This is a genomic window from Pseudomonas parafulva, assembly GCF_002021815.1.
GTDB lineage: Bacteria > Pseudomonadota > Gammaproteobacteria > Pseudomonadales > Pseudomonadaceae > Aquipseudomonas > Aquipseudomonas parafulva_B.
Window position 1 is genome coordinate 2,341,065 of sequence record NZ_CP019952.1, and the last position, 17,070, is coordinate 2,358,134.

Consider the following 17,070-nt stretch of genomic DNA (forward strand, 5'->3'; position numbering starts at 1 on the left):
CATGCAACTGACACCGTGGTCCCACGACTGTAGCGAAGGGTTCACCCTGCGCGGCTGGCGCAGCGAGCCTACAGGGCGACCCCTGCTGCACGTTCTGCACGGCAACGGGTTCTGCTCGCTGGCCTATCAACCGTTGCTGATGCACCTGGGGCTGCACTTCGATCTTTGGCTCAGCGACGTCCAGGGGCATGGGGACAGTGACCACGGCGGCCCATTCCGTGGCTGGAACCGCACGGCCGCGCTGGCCGCCGAAGCCTTCAGCGCACACGTGGCTGAGTATGGCAACGTACCCCGGCTTGCCATCGGTCATAGCTTCGGTGGAGTGCTCACCGGGTTGCTGCTGGCCAATGAGCAGCAGCTGTTCGAGCGCGCGGTGCTACTCGACCCGGTGATCTTCAGCCGGCGCATGCTGTTTTCGATGAAGCTGGCCGCCTGCTTCGGGTTGAATCGGCACCATGCGCTGGCGCGCAAAACGGCCGGCAGGCGCAGCACCTGGCCGGACCGCCCCTCAGCCATGACTTCCTTGCAAGGGCGGGGCATTTTCAAAGGCTGGACCGACGCGGCATTGCAGGCCTACGTGGCGCACGCGATCGCCGAAGGCGAAGGGGGTGTAATACTCAAGTGCCGTCCAAGCCGCGAAGTGGACATTTTCAGTAGCTATCCGTCCCACCTGTGGTCGAGCCTGGCGCGTATCAGCGTGCCGACGCGTGTGGTGTACGGCAGCCAGACCTACCCTTATGTACAGGCCTCGGCGATACGGCTGGCAGCGCTCAACCCTCATGTCAGTGCGCAGCAGGTCGCTGGCGGACACTGTTTCATGCAGGAAAATCCTGAGGCTGCGGCGCAGGAGGTGCTGGCTTTCCTCCGATCCAGCGTCCTACCCATAGAACACGCTGGGCCGTTCCAGGTAGCTAGCCCGTGAGTCGATGCAACGTTATCGTGGCACCCGCACGTTGAGGAGCGCACGATGAAGACAATTTTGAATACTCATTCCAACCCTGCCGGGCACTGGGTCGGCGATGGCTTTCCGGTCCGCAGCCTGTTCACCTATGACGACGACGTCAGTCGCACCAGCCCGTTTCTGCTTCTCGATTACGCCGGCCCCCACACCTTTGCCTCCACCTCGGCGCGCCGCGGGGTCGGATCTCACCCACACCGGGGTTTCGAGACGGTCACGATCGTGTACCAGGGCGAACTCGAGCACCGCGACTCCACTGGCGCTGGCGGGGTCATAGGACCGGGTGACGTTCAGTGGATGACCGCTGCAGACGGTATCGTTCATGAAGAGTTTCATTCACGTGGGTTCGCCCGCAGCGGCGGCGTGCTGGAGTCGGTGCAACTATGGGTGAACCTTCCGGCCCGGTTCAAGCGCGCGCCGGCCGGCTATCAGACTCTGGCCAGCGCCGATATCCCCACGGTGGACTTGGGTGCGGGCGTGGGCAGCCTGCGTGTGATCGCAGGAGAGTATCAAGGCGCGAGCGGCCCGGCTCGCACTTTCACGCCAATGGACGTGTGGGACCTGAACCTTGAGGCCGGCGCCATACTGGTGCTGCCCGTCCCGGCAGGCCGCACGGCTGCAGTGGTGAGCCTCCAAGGCGGTGTGCGGCTGAACCAGGTCTGTGAGGCTGGCCCGTGCTCGGTGACGATATTGGCCCGTGACGGCGCCGACGTGCTGCTTGAAGCCCCGCAGGACGCTCGTGTGCTGGTGCTGAGCGGCGAGCCTATCGACGAGCCGGTGGTGGCATATGGCCCCTTCGTGATGAACACGCGGGATGAAATCATCGAGTCCATCGAAGGGTTCAAGTCAGGGAAGTTTGGCCGGATGCCCTGAACGCGCACCGTCCAAGGGCGCTAACCACCACCCGTCGCACCGATTCGATACGGCTCGAACTACCCAGCACTCGGCGTGTTCTTCAACTAAGGTGCAGATGGAACCCAGCACTTCGATACCGCATCGTTGCATGCGCCCCGACAGGTTCCTCTTCCTGTGATCCTGTGCCTGACACCCAGGCCTATTCACCCACAGCTAATCCAAAGAGGGCTCTGCCATGTCTCTGATAGGCGTATCGACACTGGAACTGCGACAGATGATCGAGCAGGCCTGCTTGCCAGATCGGTGTGAAATCAGCTGCGCCGACGGCGCACACCTGACCATCCGCCTTGGAAATGGTCAGGATCTGACACAAGCCGTCACGCTTTGTGATGTCCCGCTCAGCAGCCTCAACAGCAGCAGGGACCTGGTCAATCTGGTCGGCCAATTACACGCAATGCGCGACGGCGCTCCCGTGTACTCGAAGAAGTTGGCCTGACAGCGCGGCGCAACCGACGCTTCTAACCGGCCGTCACTGCAGTTCGAGCAGAAGGTTGAGCCCACCGTCGCCGCACTTGCCCTGGTCTCTGACAACGCCATGGTAACTGCGTCCGTCCCAGATGAATGCGACACTGTGCGCTCGGTGCACCTTGTTAGGCAGGGGCGGGCAGATGTGCAGGCGCAGTGCAGGCCGCCCTTGAAGGTTGAGCGGTGCGAGCTGGCACTGGCACTCGACACTTTGCGCCACGGGTCCGAACAGGGTATCGCGGACGTAGTCAAGTTGTACCGAGGCATTAGGAGCGCGGCCTGGCATTCTCATGGACGCTGCTCTCTGACCGTGGTACGTGCTGGGGCATGTCGATGTGTCATGACGATCTCCTTTAGGGAAGAAACGTGAGGAGGCTGCAGGCTGCATGGGAGTTCAATCCTGCTTCATGCGTTCAATTCGATTGCGTTGGTGTTCAGGCGCCTGCCTTGCGAAACGTCAGGTTGATGCGGCGCGGGCCCATGCGCGGATGCACGCCAGGCTTGATGGGCAGTACACCATGAAAGCGTAGACGGTCTTCACCACCCCACACCAGCACATCGCCATGATTCAAGGCAATACGCTGGGTTCTGTCTGAACGTTGCAATCCACCCATCAGGAATACGGCAGGCAAACCCAACGAGAGGGACACGATGGGTTGGCTGAAATCCTTTTCGTCGCGGTCCTGATGCAGGCTCAGGCGAATACCTGGTTGGTAATGATTGATCAGGCACGCATCCGGTACGAAGCCCTCGAATCCTGCACGCGCAGCGCACTGCGTGGCCAAGGTCAGCAGTACGGGCGGCATCGCCGGCCAGGGTCTACCAGACAGCGGGTCCACGGGGCTGTATCGGTAACCGCGTTCGTCACTGATCCAACCCAGTGCGCCGCAGTTGGTCAGGCCCACGGCCATGTTCAAACCGCCAGGGGTACGCATGTGCCGCCAAGGCGCGCAACGCAGTATCGGGCGAAGCGCATCCAGCACGTGCTCGACATCTTCCAGCGCGACGCCTGGCAACAGTACTGTGCAGGGTGCCAGGTGCTGCGGTTGGGCCCCGAACAGGTCCAGATCGGATTGAATCATCAGTCTGAGTATTCCAGTTGGCCTGTTACCCAGCAGAGGAAAGCTGGAGTTCATGGGTGTTCACTATCGGTGAGCCACCAATTAATTCAAAACGTTTCTGAACGCCATCCGTCTGTTAATGGTCTTCATCGTGCCGTGGCCGCGGTAGCCGATTGATGATGAGGATTACACATGTCTGAGCACGTACCGGACAACCCCCGCAGGGACTTCCTGCGCAAGACCCTGACCTTGATACCAGTGGTAACGGTGGCCAGTACCGGCATTGGCCTGGGCAGTGCCACCGCACTGGCCGAGCCGGTACGCCAGCCCGACCAGCCCGAATCCAAGCCCGCTGCCACTGCCTACCATCCTGCGTTCTTCACCCCAGAGGAGTTCGCTTTTGTCCAAGCAGCGGTCAGCCGTCTCATTCCAGCCGACGAGCTAGGGCCTGGGGCCCTCGAGGCCGGCGCTGCGCAGTATATCGACCGCCAGATGGGCACTGCTTACGCCAGTGGCGGGCTGTGGTACATGCAAGGTCCGTTCAAGGCCGATGCGGCGCCAGAGCTTGGCTATCAATTGCAACTGACCCCGCAACAAATTTACCGCCTAGGTATCGCGGGTGTTCACCAATGGTGCCTGGCCAACGGTAACAAAGCCTTCCACGCGCGCAGCCCCGAGCAGCAGGACAAGGTGCTGGCGCAGCTGGAATCTGGCGAGCTGACTTTGCAGGACGTGCCGGCCAAGGCATTTTTCAGCCTGCTGCTGCAAAACACGCGCGAAGGCTTTTTCTGCGATCCAGTGCACGGCGGCAACCAGGGCATGGTCGGCTGGAAGCTCATCGGCTTTCCCGGAGCGCGCGCCGACTTCATGGATTGGGCCGAGCGCAACGAGCGCTACCCGTTTCCCCCTGTATCCATTCGCGGCGAGAGGGCCTGAGCCATGGCCAATGCATTGAAGAAGGTGGACGCCGTGATCGTCGGCTTTGGCTGGACGGGGGCCATCATGGCCAAGGAGCTAACCGAGGCCGGCCTGCACGTGGTTGCGCTGGAGCGCGGGCCCATGCAGGACACGTACCCTGACGGCAGTTATCCGCAAGTCATCGACGAGCTGACCTACAGCGTGCGCAAGAAACTGTTCGTGGACCTTTCCAAGGAAACGGTGACCATACGCCATACCGTCAACGATGTAGCGCTGCCGTACCGCCAGCTGGGTGCGTTCTTGCCTGGCAAGGGGGTGGGCGGTGCCGGTTTGCACTGGTCGGGGGTGCACTTTCGTGTCGACCCGATGGAGCTGCGCATGCGCAGCCACTACGAAGAGCGCTACGGCAAATCGTTCATCCCCCAGGACATGACCATTCAGGATTTCGGCGTCAGCTACGAAGAACTGGAACCCTACTTCGACTTTGCCGAGAAGGTGTTCGGCACCTCTGGCCAGGCCTGGACGGTCAAGGGTGAGCTGGTCGGGCAGGGCAAAGGCGGCAACCCGTTTGCCCCAGACCGCTCCAATCCGTTCCCGCTGCCCTCGCAGAAGAACGTGGTATCGGCCCAGGTTTTCCAGAAGGCCACCGCGTCGTTGGGCTATCACCCTTACAACCTGCCCTCGGCCAACACATCCGGCCCGTACACCAACCCGTATGGCGCTCAGATGGGGCCGTGCAACTTCTGCGGCTTCTGCAGCGGCTACGTGTGCTACATGTATTCCAAGGCGTCGCCCAACGTGAACATCCTGCCAGCGTTGCGCCAGGTGGAGCACTTCGAGCTAAGGCCCAATGCCCACGTGCTGAAGGTGAACTTGGACGACAGCAAGCAACGTGCGACCGGCGTGACCTATATCGACGCCCAAGGCCGTGAAGTCGAACAGCCAGCTGACCTGGTGATCCTGTCGGCCTTTCAGTTCAACAATGTCCGCCTGATGCTGCTTTCTGGCATCGGCAAGCCCTACGACCCGGTCAAGAATGAGGGTGTGGTCGGGCGCAATTTCGCCTATCAGAACATGGGCACCGTCAAGGCCTTCTTCGACAAGGACTTGCACACCAACAACTTCATCGGCGCCGGTGGCAATGGCGTGGCGATCGACGACTTCAACGCCGACAATTTCGACCATGGCCCCCACGGCTTCGTCGGTGGCTCACCGATGTGGGTCAACCAGGCAGGGACACGGCCCATTGCAGGTGTAGGCAACCCCCCGGGCACCCCCGCCTGGGGCAGTGCCTGGAAAAAGGCCACGGCCGACTACTACACCCATCAGATCTCCATGGATGCGCACGGCGCGCACCAGTCTTACCGCGGCAATTACCTGGACCTGGACCCAACCTACCGTGATGCCTATGGCCTGCCGCTGCTGCGCATGACCTTCGATTGGCAGGAAAACGACATCCGCATGAATCAGTTCATGGTCGGCAAGCTCAGCGCCATCGCCAAGGCCATGAACCCCAAGGCCATTGCGGTGCTGGGCAAGCAAGTGAACGAGCATTTCAATACTGCCACCTACCAGACCACTCACCTCAACGGTGGGGCGATCATGGGGACTGACCCTAAAACCAGCGCCTTGAACCGCTATTTGCAGTGCTGGGATGTGCACAACGTGTTCGTGCCTGGGGCCTCGGCATTCCCGCAGGGGCTTGGCTACAACCCGACCGGCCTGGTCGCTGCGCTGACCTACTGGTCGGCGCGGGCCATTCGTGAACGGTACCTGAAGAATCCCGGCCCCCTGGTGGCGGTGTAAGGAGCGATGAGCATGAACAGAATGTTGATCGCCACCGTCCTGATCGGTGTAGGCATGACGGCCCAGGCAGCGCAGGACGAGCCGGCGCTGATCAGCCAGGGTGAGTACCTGGCGCGGGCAGGGGACTGCGTGGCGTGCCACACGGCCAAAGACGGCAAGCCGTTCGCAGGTGGACTGCCGATGGAAACGCCGATCGGCACGATTTACTCTACCAACATCACCCCTTCATCCGAGGGCATTGGTCATTACAGTTTCGAAGATTTCGACCGTGCCCTGCGCCATGGGGTCCGCAAGGATGGCAGTACGCTGTACCCGGCCATGCCATACCCGTCCTATGCCCGGTTGACCGAACCCGACATGCAGGCGTTGTACGCCTACTTCATGAAAGGCGTGGCCCCCGTGCAGGAGCCGAACAAGGACACGGACATTCCTTGGCCCTTGAGCATGCGTTGGCCGTTGTCGATCTGGCGCGGTGTATTCGCCCCGGACCCTGAACCCTGGCAGCCATTGCCCGAGCGGGATCCGGTGGTTGATCGCGGAGCTTACCTGGTCGAAGGCCTGGGCCACTGCGGTGCCTGCCATACCCCAAGGGCACTGACCATGCAGGAAAAAGCGTTAAGTGCAGAGGAGGGCGATGCCTTCCTGGCCGGCAGCGCGCCGCTCGAAGGTTGGGTGGCGAAGAATCTGCGAGGCGATCACAAGGATGGCCTGGGCAGTTGGAGCGAGGCGCAACTGGTGCAGTTTCTCAAGACTGGCCGCAGTGACACCAGTGCCGTGTTCGGTGGCATGAGCGATGTGGTGGAGCACAGCATGCAGTACATGAGCGACGCCGACCTGACGGCCATCGCGCGCTACTTGAAGACCTTGCCGCCCAGCAATCCGAATGACACGCCCCACGTCTATGACCGGCAAGTAGCGGATGCGCTGTGGAAGGGCGACGACAGCAAGCCTGGGGCTGGGGTGTATATCGACAATTGCGCCGCCTGCCACCGTACCGATGGCAAGGGATACACGCGCGTCTTTCCAGCGCTTGCCGGTAACCCGGTGGTGCAGACCCAGGATGCTACCTCGTTGATCCATTTGATCCTCAAGGGCGGGACCCTGCCTGCGACCCGCACTGCGCCCTCGACCTTCACCATGCCGGCCTATGGCTGGCGCCTGAGCGATCAGGAGGTGACTGACGTGGTCAACTTCATCCGCACCAGTTGGGGTAACCAGGGGGAGCCTATCGAGGTCAAGGCGGTGAAAAAGCTGCGCACGAGCGACATGAAGCAGACATCGGGTGATGACCTGGGGCAGGTGACTGAGCATTAAAATCCGGCAAGCCGGTCGACCCTCAAATCGCGCTTGCGAGGTGAGGGTCAAGACGGTATCTACCCGGAAACAAGCGGCACGGAGGATTCCCGATCAACGGTGGATTGACGCGCACAGGTGTTTTTGTTCTAGTGAAACCGGTTTCATCATGATCACAACAACCATAAGGTCCCATCATGAGCCCAGCACCCGCGCCAGTGCGCGACCGTGTCACCATCAGCGAGGTGGCCCGTGTCGCAGGCGTCTCGAAGGCCACCGTTTCCCGGTACATCGGGGGCGATCGCCAATTGCTGGCCGATGCCACTGCCCAGCGCCTGGGCGAGGTGATCGAGCAGCTTGGCTATCGGCCGAACCAGATGGCGCGCGGGCTCAAGCGCGGGCAGACACGGCTGATCGGCATGTTGGTCGCCGATATTCTCAACCCCTATTCGGTCGCCGTTATGCATGGCGTGGAGACGGCGTGCCGCCAGCATGGCTACAGCCTGGTCGTGTGCAACACCAACCGCGATGACGAGCAAGAGCGCCACCACCTGCGCGCCTTGCAGTCTTACAACGTGGAAGGACTGATCGTGAACACCCTGGGCCACCACCCGGGTGAGTTGCTTACCGTCATGCGCGACCTGCCCATCGTGCTGGTCGACCGGCAGTTGCCTGAGCTCAACGCCGACCTGGTCGGCCTGGACAATGCGCACGCGATGCAGCAGGGTATCGAGCATCTACACGCCCGTGGTTACCGAAACATTCTCGCCATTACCGAGCCGCTGGACGGTACCAGCTCGCGAGCCGAGCGCGTCCAGGCGTTGACAGCCCTTGTCCAAACCCGTGCTGACATGCAGTGCCAGGTGGTGCCAACCGGCCCTGAACTGTCGCAAGCGCTCACCCGCTTCCTGGGGAGCGACGGCACCCGTCCCAAGGCACTTTTCACCCTCAATGGCGTTGCGACGCTGGCGGTGACCACCGCATTGCGCGAGGCCGGGCATGCGCTGTTCGGTGAGGTCGGGGTGATCGCATTGGACGACCTTGACTGGTATCCCTTGGTTGGCAACGGCATCACGGCCCTGGAGCAGCCCACCGAACGCATCGGTATGGCAGCCTTCGAACACTTGCTCAGTCGCCTGCACGGTGAACAAGGCGTCGCCCGGCGCATCGATTTCAAAGCGTCGCTGATCATACGAGGTTCCACCCACCCACGCTGAACACAACGGCGGCCTGGGCCTTGCCCGCGATGCCTGCCGCTTAAAAATGAAACCGGTTTCATAGGACAATAACAATGCATGCAAATCCTGTTTCCATCAGCCTGTCCAGCTACGGCGCAGACTTCGTCCGACACCGCGGCCAGGAGCAGTTCATCGATCTGCTGGCCAGCGCCGGGGCAAGCCGCGTGGAGTTACGTGAGGAGTTGTTCCCATGCCAGCCCGACCCGACTGCCCTGGGTGCATTCATCGCCGGTGCAGGGCTGCAATGTCTGTACTCCACGCCGCTAGAGCTCTGGTGCGCCCAAGGGGTCCTCGCGCCCGAGTTGAAGGCCAAGCTGCGCATCGCCAAGGCACTTGGGGCTGTGGCGGTCAAGGTGTCCTTGGGGCAGTACCGAGCTGACGTCGACATGCGGGCATTACGGGCGCTGCTGTCCGAGGACGGCCCGGTATTGCTGGTCGAGAACGATCAGACTGAGCACGGTGGGCGGATAGCGCCGCTTGTGTGTTTCTTCGAACAGGCACAGGCATGCGGTGTGCGCGTCGGCATGACGTTCGACATCGGCAACTGGCAGTGGCTGGACGAGCCTGTGCTGGAGGCCGCCAACCGGCTTGGACGTTGGGTGGAGTACGTGCATTGCAAGGCAGTGATACGCCATGCCACCGGGCGCTTGGCTGCCGCGGCACCTCAGGCGCCCGACCTTGAGCACTGGCAGCAGATACTGGCCCATTTCACACCTGGGGTGGTACGCGCGGTCGAATACCCGCTGCTCGGCGAAGACTTGTTGACCGTAACGCGCAGCCATGTACGTCAACTGTCCGCACTGGGTGCGCGCCATCACGCACGGGAGCTGAGCCATGCCTGATCATGACGTGTTGTGCTTCGGCGAGACCATGGCCATGTTCGTGGCCGACGATGTGGGGGATCTTGCACAGGTCGGGCGGTTCGGCAAACGCATTGCCGGCGCCGACAGCAATGTCGCCATCGGGTTGTCGCGGCTTGGCTTTGGGGTGCGCTGGATCAGCCGGGTAGGCAACGACTCGCTGGGGCGCTTCGTGCTCGATAGCTTGCGTGCAGAAGGGCTCGACTGCGCGGATGTGCAGGTTGACCCCACTCATCCTACGGGTTTTCAACTGAAGGCGCGCTGCGATGACGGCAGTGATCCGGTCGTCGAGTATTTCCGGCGTGGCTCGGCAGCCAGCCACATGAGTGCTTCGATGCTGGATCCTGCCTGGCTGAGCGCGGGCCACCTGCATGTAACCGGCATTCCGCTGGCGCTGTCGGATGGCTGTCGGACGCTGGCCCAGGCGTTGGTCAGCCAGATGCGCACAGCCGGTCGCACCATCTCATTCGACCCCAACCTGCGCCCGACGCTATGGCCCGACAAGCAGCGCATGATCGAGGAGATCAACGCCATTGCTGCCCAGGCCAACTGGGTGTTGCCGGGGCTGGAGGAGGGGCGTCTGCTCACGGGTCGTCAGACACCTGCCGAGATCGCCGGCTTTTACCTGGACCTTGGTGTGGACCTGGTGGTGATCAAGCTGGGCGAGGCGGGCGCCTATTACCGCAGCGCCAACGACGAGGGCCAGGTCGCGGCCGTACCCGCGCCATGGGTGGTCGACACCGTGGGCGCTGGCGATGCTTTCGCCGTCGGGGTGCTCAGCGCCTTGCTCGAAGGCCAGCCCGTCGAGCACGCCGTTGCCCGTGGCAATTGGTGCGGCAGCCGCGCCGTGCAGTCGCGCGGTGACATGGAGGGCTTGCCGCGCCGGCAGGACCTGACGGCATACGAATTCCCACATAACCCTGAAATACGCACGGCCTGAATCACCTGTCGCACAAAAACAACAAGCTCAGGAGAAACTCACCATGAAACGTACAAGCCTGGCGCCACGCCGCTGGTGGTACATCATCCCCATCGTGTTCATCACCTACAGCCTTGCCTACCTGGACCGTGCCAACTACGGCTTCGCAGCAGCATCGGGCATGGCCGAAGACCTGCACATCACCCCTATGCTGTCCTCACTACTGGGTGCGCTGTTCTTTCTGGGCTACTTCTTCTTCCAGGTGCCGGGTGCTATCTATGCCGAAAAGCGCAGCGTCAAGAAGCTTATCTTCGTCTGCCTGATCCTGTGGGGTGGGCTGGCCACGCTGACCGGCATGGTCAGCAACGTGTACATGTTGATCGGCATCCGTTTTCTGCTGGGCGTGGTGGAGGCGGCGGTGATGCCGGCCATGCTGGTCTACCTGTGCCATTGGTTCACCCGTGCGGAACGCTCGCGTGCCAACACCTTCCTGATGCTGGGCAACCCAGTGACCATCCTGTGGATGTCGGTGGTATCGGGCTACCTGATCAAGCATTTCGACTGGCGCTGGATGTTCATCATCGAAGGCTTGCCGGCGGTGATCTGGGCGTTTTGCTGGTGGCGCCTGGTCGATGACCGGCCTGCGCAGGTTTCCTGGCTGAGCGAGCAGGAGAAAAATGATCTGCAACAGGCACTGGCAGCAGAGCAGCAGGGCATCAAGCCGGTCAAGAACTACCGTGAGGCGTTTCGCTCGCCGCAGGTGATCATCCTGTCACTGCAGTATTTCTGCTGGAGCATTGGCGTATATGGCTTCGTGCTGTGGCTGCCCTCGATCCTCAAGCAGGCGGCCAACGTCGACATCGTCGAGGCCGGCTGGCTGGCCTCGGTGCCTTACCTGGCGGCGGTGATCGCCATGGTGGGCGTCTCCTGGGCCTCTGATCGGATGCAACGGCGCAAGCGCTTCGTGTGGCCACCGCTGCTGGTGGCGGCGCTCGCTTTCTACGGCTCCTACGCATTGGGGACCGAACACTTCTGGTTGTCGTACGCCCTGCTGGTGGTCGCCGGGGCCTGCATGTATGCCCCCTACGGTCCGTTCTTCGCAATCGTGCCCGAGATTCTGCCGGCCAACGTGGCCGGTGGCGCCATGGCCTTGATCAACAGCATGGGCGCGCTGGGCTCATTCGGTGGCTCGTGGCTGGTGGGATACCTCAACGGCGCCACGGGTAGTCCCGCAGCGTCGTACCTGTTCATGTGTGGCGCGCTGGTGTGTGCCGTTGCCCTGACCGCAGCGCTGAACAACTCAACCACCTCCGGGCGCGCCAAGACGCCTTGCCTGCGTCCGGCCACCCCCTTCAGGAACCCAACATGAAAAAACGCATCGTGTTGTACAAGGCGTTGTCCCACGACTTGCTCGCGCGCCTTCAGGCCGCGGCAGAGGTCACCACCGTCGACCTGGCCCGCCCCGATGGGATGGCCCGCTTGCGTGATGCGCTGCCCGGCGCCCACGGCCTGCTAGGCGCCAGTTTGCGCCTGGATGCCAGCCTGCTCGACCTGGCGCCCGAGCTTGAGGTCATTTCCAGTGTGTCGGTGGGTGTGGACAACTACGACATCACCGACCTTGATCGACGCGGCATCGTGCTCACGAATACGCCCGATGTGTTGACCGAAACCACGGCCGACACTGGCTTCGCACTGATCCTGGCCACGGCCAGGCGGGTGGTGGAACTGGCCAACTGGGTGCGCGATGGTCATTGGCAATCAAGCCTTGGCCCTGCGCAGTTCGGCAGCGACGTACACGGCAAGACGCTGGGCATCGTCGGCATGGGGCGTATCGGCGAAGCACTGGCGCGGCGGGCGGCCGCGGGTTTCGGCATGCAGGTGATCTACCACAGCCAGCGACCCAAGCCTGACGTCGAGGCCCGCTACGGGGCCAGACGCGTTGCGCTGGACGCGCTATTGGCGCAGGCAGATTTCGTCTGCCTCACCGTCCCGTTGAGCGCAGCTACCGAGGGGCTGATCGGGCGCAAGGAACTGGCGCTTATGAAACCTGCGGCCATCCTGATCAATATCTCCCGAGGGCGTGTCGTGGACGAACAGGCGCTGATCGATGCCCTCGAAACACGGCGCATCCGCGGCGCGGGCCTGGATGTGTTCGTTCAGGAGCCATTGGCGGTCGACTCGCCTTTGCTGCGGCTGGCTAACGTGGTGGCTACCCCGCACATAGGTTCGGCCACCGAAGACACCCGGCAAGCGATGGCGCGTTGCGCCGTGGACAACATGCTCGCCGCGCTAGCGGGTAGACGCCCAGCCAACGCGGTCAACGGCTGATGCGCCGCCGCTGAGGATGGTTGATCAGCGGCAGTTGCCGGCTTTGCGGTAGCCCGCTGCCTGGGCTTCTACCTCGGTCGCGAAGGCGACCTGGTTCTTGGGCGCGACCTGGTGATAGCCCGGGCACCCGACAGACAAGTGATACACGTGGCTGTTGCGGTTGCCCAGTACGGCGCCCACGGGGGCTTGGCTTGCTACGGTGGTACGGGCAGGCGCCGCCAGCGCTGGCTGCACGCCATCGCCCGTTGGGGTGTAGTTCAGGGTCCACTTGCGTTCGCCCGTGACGAACGGGTTGGCGTGGCCCATGATGGCGGAAATGCGTCTGTCGCGCTCTTTTTCCCAGGCTGAAACGGGGTGCTGGCGGTCCCATGCCATCAGCAGCTGTTGCTGTTGGCGAGACATGTTCAGGCGGTAGCGATCGAACATGTAGAACGTGGTACGGGCGACCAGGCCCTTGACTTCATCTCTGGGCTCGGCCGCGCGCTGGGCAAAATCCACCTTGGTCGTGCACTGGCCATATTCGCCCTGGTTGCCACTGACCATGCCGTAGTTGAAATTGCTGCGGTCACCGTTGACCTCACCCACGGCAGGGTAGAGGTTGAAGAGGTCGGCCTCCATGGCGCGGAATACCGGGTCGCTGTCCACACAGTGCTCCCGGCCGCCGTTTTTCCAGCACTGGCGTTGGTTGCCGAAGGTATGGGCCGGCACGATGTGCTCCCACTCGGTGCGCTCGGCGCGGTTTTGCTGTTTGCGGGTCTGGTAGCCACACGAAGCCGCGTCGATCCGTCCGCCTGACTTGCCTACCCATGTCCACTGGCAGCCGCAATACAGCTCGCCCATGGCGCTCTTGTCCTGGTCCATGTAGACCTGCTGCTTGGCCACGACCTTGGCTTCAGCAAAAGTGGAGGGCGGGTTTGCCCAGGCAGGGCTACTTAGAATCAGAAGTAGATGAAGGGCGTAACGCAATGATTTCATGGGTAAACAACACGCAGATTACTGGGGCGTGCATTGTAGTACTTCTACCCAGAGCAGACAGCACGCATTGACCACCACGCGTAGGAAAACGGGTGGCCAATGGTCGCAGGGAAGGCGTGATGCTATTTGAAACCCGTGACTGCATGGGGCACGTAGGGTGCCTCGAGTCGAGCGGTCTCCTCAGCCGTCAGGCGCAGGTCGATGGCGGCCAAGGCGTCGTCCAGGTGCGCGGGCTTGGACGCACCGACGATGGGCGAGCTGACCCCTTGCTTGCCCAGTACCCAGGCAAGCGCCACTTGGGCCATCGGCACGCCACGCTCCTGGGCAATCTGTTCGACCACGTCGATGACGCGTCCGTCTTGCGCCTCGGTTTTCTCGAAGAATGACTGCCCGGACAGATCGGTGCGGGTCCGTTCGGTCTGCTGCCCGTTGGGGCGGGTCAGGCGACCACGTGCCATGGGGCTCCAGGGCATGAGCCCGACGCCCTGATCCAGGCACAGGGGAATCATTTCGCGCTCTTCTTCACGGTACAGCAGGTTCAAAAAGTTCTGCATCGACACGAAACGGCTCCAGCCGTTGCTGGTGGCCACCTGCTGCGCCTTGGCAAATTGCCAGGCATACATCGACGAAGCGCCGATATAGCGGGCCTTGCCCGCCCTGACCACGTCATTGAGCGCTTCCATGGTTTCTTCGATGGGAGTGGTGTAGTCCCAGCGGTGGATCTGGTACAGGTCGACGTAGTCGGTGCCCAAACGCGACAGGCTGGCGTCGATACTGGTCATGATCGCCTTGCGCGACAACCCTTGCTCATTGGGACGGCTGGCGCCCTGCCACATGTTGGCCGGGTAGAAAACCTTGGTGGCGATCACCGTCTCGTCACGCCGGGTGAATTCCTTGAGCAGTTTGCCGAGGATCACCTCTGAGGTGCCCGCGGAATAGCTATTGGCCGTGTCGAAAAAGTTGATGCCCTGCTCGACGGCATGGCGAATGATGGGCCTGCTCGCGTCTTCGCCCAGTGTCCAGGGGTGCGTGCCGGCATCCGGCTCGCCGAAGGTCATGCAGCCCAGGCACAACCTGGAAATGTCCAACCCGGTGGTACCCAATTTCACGTATTGCATCAGTGTGTCCTCGTCAGCCTTTGAATAGGTGCAGCGTACCCGCGTTGGCCATGCGGGCAAATTCCGTGTTGCTGCAAGTGGGACCTGCAGGAATTCACAAGCGCAACAGGGGCTTGATCTGCTGGTGCAGGAAATCGGTCACTGCCTTTATCCGCGGCGTGGCGCGCACGTCTTCATGCACCGCCAGCCAGATCTCGATGCTGATGGTCTGCTCAGGCTGGCCAGCCACGGTCAACCCGTGCTCATGGGCCATGAAGGCGGGCAGGCAAGCGATGCCTATACTTCCGGCACAGGCCTGGGCCTGGATGCGCAAGTCGTTGCTCAGCAAGGCGAAGGGTTGCTCGCCCGCCTGGCGGTTGAGCCACTGTTGCTGCGGTGAATGGGCCTGGGAGGCGTCATAACCAATGTACCGGCGTGCCGAACCGCTGGCTTGGTAATCGGCACTGGCATACAAACGATAGTCCAGGTGCCCGAGCAGGCTGACCACCAGGGTCGGCTCGGTGGGCCGTGACAGGACGATGCTGATGTCGGCCTCGCGCCTGGCCAGGGATGCCCGAGATTTGCTGCCCACCAGCCGCAGGCGCAGTTGGGGGTAGTGCTTGTAAAGATCCCCCAGGCGCCTTGCGATGATGCTGCCCAGCAAGGCGGGCGGTGCCGAGAGGATCACTTCACCTTCTACCGTTTGTTGACCGGCGCTGGCAAAGTGTTCGAGGGCGAAGGACGATGCGGCCATCTGACCGGCCAACTCGCCCACGCGCTCGCCATCCTCGGTGAGCACATAGGCCCGTGCGCGGCGGTCGACCAGCTTCAGGTTGAGCGAAGCCTCGAGAGATGCGATCCGCCGAGCGACGGTAGCGTGGTCGACTGACAGTACCCTGGCGGCGGCAGACAGCGACCCGGTCGCGCAGAAGGTCGAGAAATGGCGTAAGTCTTCCCAATCGAACATGAGCGGGCTCGGCAGTTATAGGTCTGAGAGGGCCAGACACCGTCTTGGATACCAGCCCGTGCGGGAATGTAGCCTTGGCTCAAGCGCCGCCTTTCATGCGCCGTGCGACAACATAGAGCCCCAGCCCCAGCAGCGCCATGGCAGCGCCGATGTAACCTGTACTGGTCCAGCCCAACCCCGCCGTGATCGCCATGCCTCCCAACCATGGGCCCAGGGCGTTGGCCAAGTTGAAGGCGGCATGGTTCGAGGCCGCTGCAAGGCTTGGGGCTTCGTGAGCGATGTCCATCAGGCGGATTTGCAAGGGCGCTGCCAGGGCGATCATGGTACCCACCAGGCCGATGCCCAGCAGCAGGCTCCACAGGTTCGCGGCGGCAAAGGTGAAGAACAGCAGGACCAACACCGACCACGCCAGCACCAGCCCCACGGCGCGGAACTGCAAGCGGTCGAACAATTTGCCGCCGACGATATTGCCGACAATGCCGCCCACGCCGAAGGCTGCCAGGCCGAACGGAATCCACTGCGGCGCCACGCGGGTCACTTCGAGCATGGTCGGGGCCAGGTAGCTGAACACGCAGAACATCCCGGCAAAGCCGATGGACGCAATGCCCAGCGCCATCCAGACCTGGGGCAAGGTGAAGGCCTTGAGCTCCTTGCGCGGGTCACTGCGCACCTCATCATGACGCTGGGGCACGAAGCGCCACACCATGGCGATGGTGCACACGGCAATCAGCCCGACCAGCACGAACGCCGAACGCCAGCCAAAGTACTGGCCCAGAAAGGTGGCGATCGGGTTGCCCAGCAACATGGCCAAGGTAAGCCCCATCATGACCCGAGCCACGGCGCCTGCGCGCTGGTTGTTGGCCACCATGCTGGAGGCCACGACTGCGGCAATGCCAAAGTACGCACCGTGGGGCAGGCCGCTGATAAAGCGAAACGCGATCAGCCCGCCGAATGAAGGTGCGAAGGCGGTGGCCAGGTTACCCAGCGCGTACAGGCCCATCAGCAACAGCAGCATGTGCTTGCGCAGGATCTTGGCGCCAAGGATGGCCAAGGTGGGTGCGCCCACCATGACCCCCAGCGCGTAGGCGCTGATGGCATGTCCGACCTGAGGTTCGCTCAGGTTCAGGTTACTGGCGATATCCGGCATCAGGCCCATGATGGCGAACTCACCGGTGCCAATGGCGAAGCTGCCCAGCGCCATGGCGGCTTCCATTTTTACGACCGTGCTTTTGCTGGGCAACGGGGAGGGTTCTAAAACTGACATCTGGCT

17 protein-coding genes are annotated in these 17,070 nt (G+C 62.4%); 11 read left to right on the forward strand and 6 right to left on the reverse strand.

Going from position 1 to position 17,070, the window contains the following annotated elements; genetic code table 11:
• Window position 1 precedes the first annotated feature (1 nt).
• The 3 genes from B2J77_RS10605 (at window position 2) to B2J77_RS10615 (ending at window position 2,309) form a co-directional block, all read left to right on the forward strand.
• A complete protein-coding gene (locus B2J77_RS10605) occupies window positions 2-922 on the forward strand; it encodes an alpha/beta fold hydrolase (RefSeq protein ID WP_078479420.1) in 921 nt (306 codons plus the stop codon).
• 45 nt (window positions 923-967) lie between these two features.
• Window positions 968-1,831, forward strand: coding sequence for a pirin family protein (locus tag B2J77_RS10610; protein ID WP_078478600.1), 864 nt, complete (start codon window positions 968-970; stop codon window positions 1,829-1,831).
• Between the two features lie 217 nt (window positions 1,832-2,048).
• Window positions 2,049-2,309, forward strand: coding sequence for a DUF1652 domain-containing protein (locus B2J77_RS10615; RefSeq protein ID WP_058605004.1), 261 nt, complete (start codon window positions 2,049-2,051; stop codon window positions 2,307-2,309).
• Between the two features lie 33 nt (window positions 2,310-2,342).
• On the opposite strand, the gene B2J77_RS10620 is transcribed toward B2J77_RS10615, so the two are convergent.
• Window positions 2,343-2,630 (reverse strand): hypothetical protein, encoded by a 288-nt coding sequence (locus B2J77_RS10620; protein ID WP_049695925.1) that lies wholly within the window; start codon window positions 2,628-2,630, stop codon window positions 2,343-2,345.
• Window positions 2,631-2,772: 142 nt separating this feature from the next.
• Window positions 2,773-3,420: a DNA oxidative demethylase AlkB gene (alkB, locus tag B2J77_RS10625; RefSeq protein ID WP_058605003.1), complete on the reverse strand. Its 648-nt coding sequence runs from the start codon at window positions 3,418-3,420 to the stop codon at window positions 2,773-2,775.
• A 171-nt stretch (window positions 3,421-3,591) separates the two neighbouring features.
• Here alkB and B2J77_RS10630 point away from each other — a divergent pair, with 171 nt between their 5' ends.
• The 8 genes from B2J77_RS10630 to B2J77_RS10665 all read left to right on the forward strand — a co-directional run bounded on the left by B2J77_RS10630 (window position 3,592) and on the right by B2J77_RS10665 (window position 12,761).
• Complete coding sequence (locus tag B2J77_RS10630; protein WP_078478601.1) at window positions 3,592-4,335, forward strand: gluconate 2-dehydrogenase subunit 3 family protein; 744 nt, start codon at window positions 3,592-3,594, stop codon at window positions 4,333-4,335.
• A 3-nt stretch (window positions 4,336-4,338) separates the two neighbouring features.
• On the forward strand, window positions 4,339-6,123 hold the full coding sequence (locus B2J77_RS10635; RefSeq protein WP_058637743.1) for a GMC family oxidoreductase: 1,785 nt from the start codon (window positions 4,339-4,341) through the stop codon (window positions 6,121-6,123).
• Between the two features lie 12 nt (window positions 6,124-6,135).
• Window positions 6,136-7,437 (forward strand): cytochrome c, encoded by a 1,302-nt coding sequence (locus tag B2J77_RS10640; protein ID WP_078478602.1) that lies wholly within the window; start codon window positions 6,136-6,138, stop codon window positions 7,435-7,437.
• 176 nt (window positions 7,438-7,613) lie between these two features.
• Complete coding sequence (locus B2J77_RS10645; protein WP_078478603.1) at window positions 7,614-8,633, forward strand: LacI family DNA-binding transcriptional regulator; 1,020 nt, start codon at window positions 7,614-7,616, stop codon at window positions 8,631-8,633.
• 74 nt (window positions 8,634-8,707) lie between these two features.
• Window positions 8,708-9,496, forward strand: a complete 789-nt coding sequence (locus tag B2J77_RS10650) for a sugar phosphate isomerase/epimerase family protein (RefSeq protein WP_078478604.1) — start codon at window positions 8,708-8,710, stop codon at window positions 9,494-9,496.
• Entirely contained in the window at window positions 9,489-10,454 is a 966-nt protein-coding gene (locus B2J77_RS10655; RefSeq protein ID WP_058637739.1) for a sugar kinase, read from the forward strand. The genes B2J77_RS10650 and B2J77_RS10655 overlap by 8 nt, the downstream gene beginning before the upstream one ends.
• A 43-nt stretch (window positions 10,455-10,497) precedes the next feature.
• Window positions 10,498-11,802: an MFS transporter gene (locus tag B2J77_RS10660; RefSeq protein WP_078478605.1), complete on the forward strand. Its 1,305-nt coding sequence runs from the start codon at window positions 10,498-10,500 to the stop codon at window positions 11,800-11,802.
• Window positions 11,799-12,761 (forward strand): 2-hydroxyacid dehydrogenase, encoded by a 963-nt coding sequence (locus B2J77_RS10665; protein ID WP_058637737.1) that lies wholly within the window; start codon window positions 11,799-11,801, stop codon window positions 12,759-12,761. Before B2J77_RS10660 ends, B2J77_RS10665 begins: the two co-directional genes overlap by 4 nt.
• Before the next feature lie 24 nt (window positions 12,762-12,785).
• Here the strand turns inward: B2J77_RS10665 and B2J77_RS10670 are convergent, their stop codons facing one another.
• The 4 genes from B2J77_RS10670 to B2J77_RS10685 form a co-directional block, all read right to left on the reverse strand.
• Window positions 12,786-13,736 carry an endonuclease gene (locus B2J77_RS10670; protein WP_058637736.1) on the reverse strand — a complete coding sequence of 317 codons (951 nt, stop codon included), beginning with the start codon at window positions 13,734-13,736 and terminating at the stop codon, window positions 12,786-12,788.
• 122 nt (window positions 13,737-13,858) lie between these two features.
• On the reverse strand, window positions 13,859-14,854 hold the full coding sequence (locus B2J77_RS10675) for an aldo/keto reductase (RefSeq protein WP_058637735.1): 996 nt from the start codon (window positions 14,852-14,854) through the stop codon (window positions 13,859-13,861).
• A gap of 94 nt (window positions 14,855-14,948) precedes the next feature.
• Window positions 14,949-15,800, reverse strand: a complete 852-nt coding sequence (locus tag B2J77_RS10680; RefSeq protein ID WP_058637734.1) for a LysR family transcriptional regulator — start codon at window positions 15,798-15,800, stop codon at window positions 14,949-14,951.
• Between the two features lie 79 nt (window positions 15,801-15,879).
• Window positions 15,880-17,064: an MFS transporter gene (locus tag B2J77_RS10685; RefSeq protein ID WP_178091303.1), complete on the reverse strand. Its 1,185-nt coding sequence runs from the start codon at window positions 17,062-17,064 to the stop codon at window positions 15,880-15,882.
• Window positions 17,065-17,070: the final 6 nt, after the last annotated feature.

Bases quoted from the DNA above. Each gene is read 5' to 3' on its own strand.
- B2J77_RS10605 (WP_078479420.1), top strand. From the start codon at position 2: ATGCAACTGACACCGTGGTCCCACGACTGTAGCGAAGGGTTCACCCTG.
- B2J77_RS10610 (WP_078478600.1), top strand. From the start codon at position 968: ATGAAGACAATTTTGAATACTCATTCCAACCCTGCCGGGCACTGGGTC.
- B2J77_RS10615 (WP_058605004.1), top strand. From the start codon at position 2,049: ATGTCTCTGATAGGCGTATCGACACTGGAACTGCGACAGATGATCGAG.
- B2J77_RS10620 (WP_049695925.1), bottom strand. From the start codon at position 2,630: ATGAGAATGCCAGGCCGCGCTCCTAATGCCTCGGTACAACTTGACTAC.
- alkB (WP_058605003.1), bottom strand. From the start codon at position 3,420: ATGATTCAATCCGATCTGGACCTGTTCGGGGCCCAACCGCAGCACCTG.
- B2J77_RS10630 (WP_078478601.1), top strand. From the start codon at position 3,592: ATGTCTGAGCACGTACCGGACAACCCCCGCAGGGACTTCCTGCGCAAG.
- B2J77_RS10635 (WP_058637743.1), top strand. From the start codon at position 4,339: ATGGCCAATGCATTGAAGAAGGTGGACGCCGTGATCGTCGGCTTTGGC.
- B2J77_RS10640 (WP_078478602.1), top strand. From the start codon at position 6,136: ATGAACAGAATGTTGATCGCCACCGTCCTGATCGGTGTAGGCATGACG.
- B2J77_RS10645 (WP_078478603.1), top strand. From the start codon at position 7,614: ATGAGCCCAGCACCCGCGCCAGTGCGCGACCGTGTCACCATCAGCGAG.
- B2J77_RS10650 (WP_078478604.1), top strand. From the start codon at position 8,708: ATGCATGCAAATCCTGTTTCCATCAGCCTGTCCAGCTACGGCGCAGAC.
- B2J77_RS10655 (WP_058637739.1), top strand. From the start codon at position 9,489: ATGCCTGATCATGACGTGTTGTGCTTCGGCGAGACCATGGCCATGTTC.
- B2J77_RS10660 (WP_078478605.1), top strand. From the start codon at position 10,498: ATGAAACGTACAAGCCTGGCGCCACGCCGCTGGTGGTACATCATCCCC.
- B2J77_RS10665 (WP_058637737.1), top strand. From the start codon at position 11,799: ATGAAAAAACGCATCGTGTTGTACAAGGCGTTGTCCCACGACTTGCTC.
- B2J77_RS10670 (WP_058637736.1), bottom strand. From the start codon at position 13,736: ATGAAATCATTGCGTTACGCCCTTCATCTACTTCTGATTCTAAGTAGC.
- B2J77_RS10675 (WP_058637735.1), bottom strand. From the start codon at position 14,854: ATGCAATACGTGAAATTGGGTACCACCGGGTTGGACATTTCCAGGTTG.
- B2J77_RS10680 (WP_058637734.1), bottom strand. From the start codon at position 15,800: ATGTTCGATTGGGAAGACTTACGCCATTTCTCGACCTTCTGCGCGACC.
- B2J77_RS10685 (WP_178091303.1), bottom strand. From the start codon at position 17,064: ATGTCAGTTTTAGAACCCTCCCCGTTGCCCAGCAAAAGCACGGTCGTA.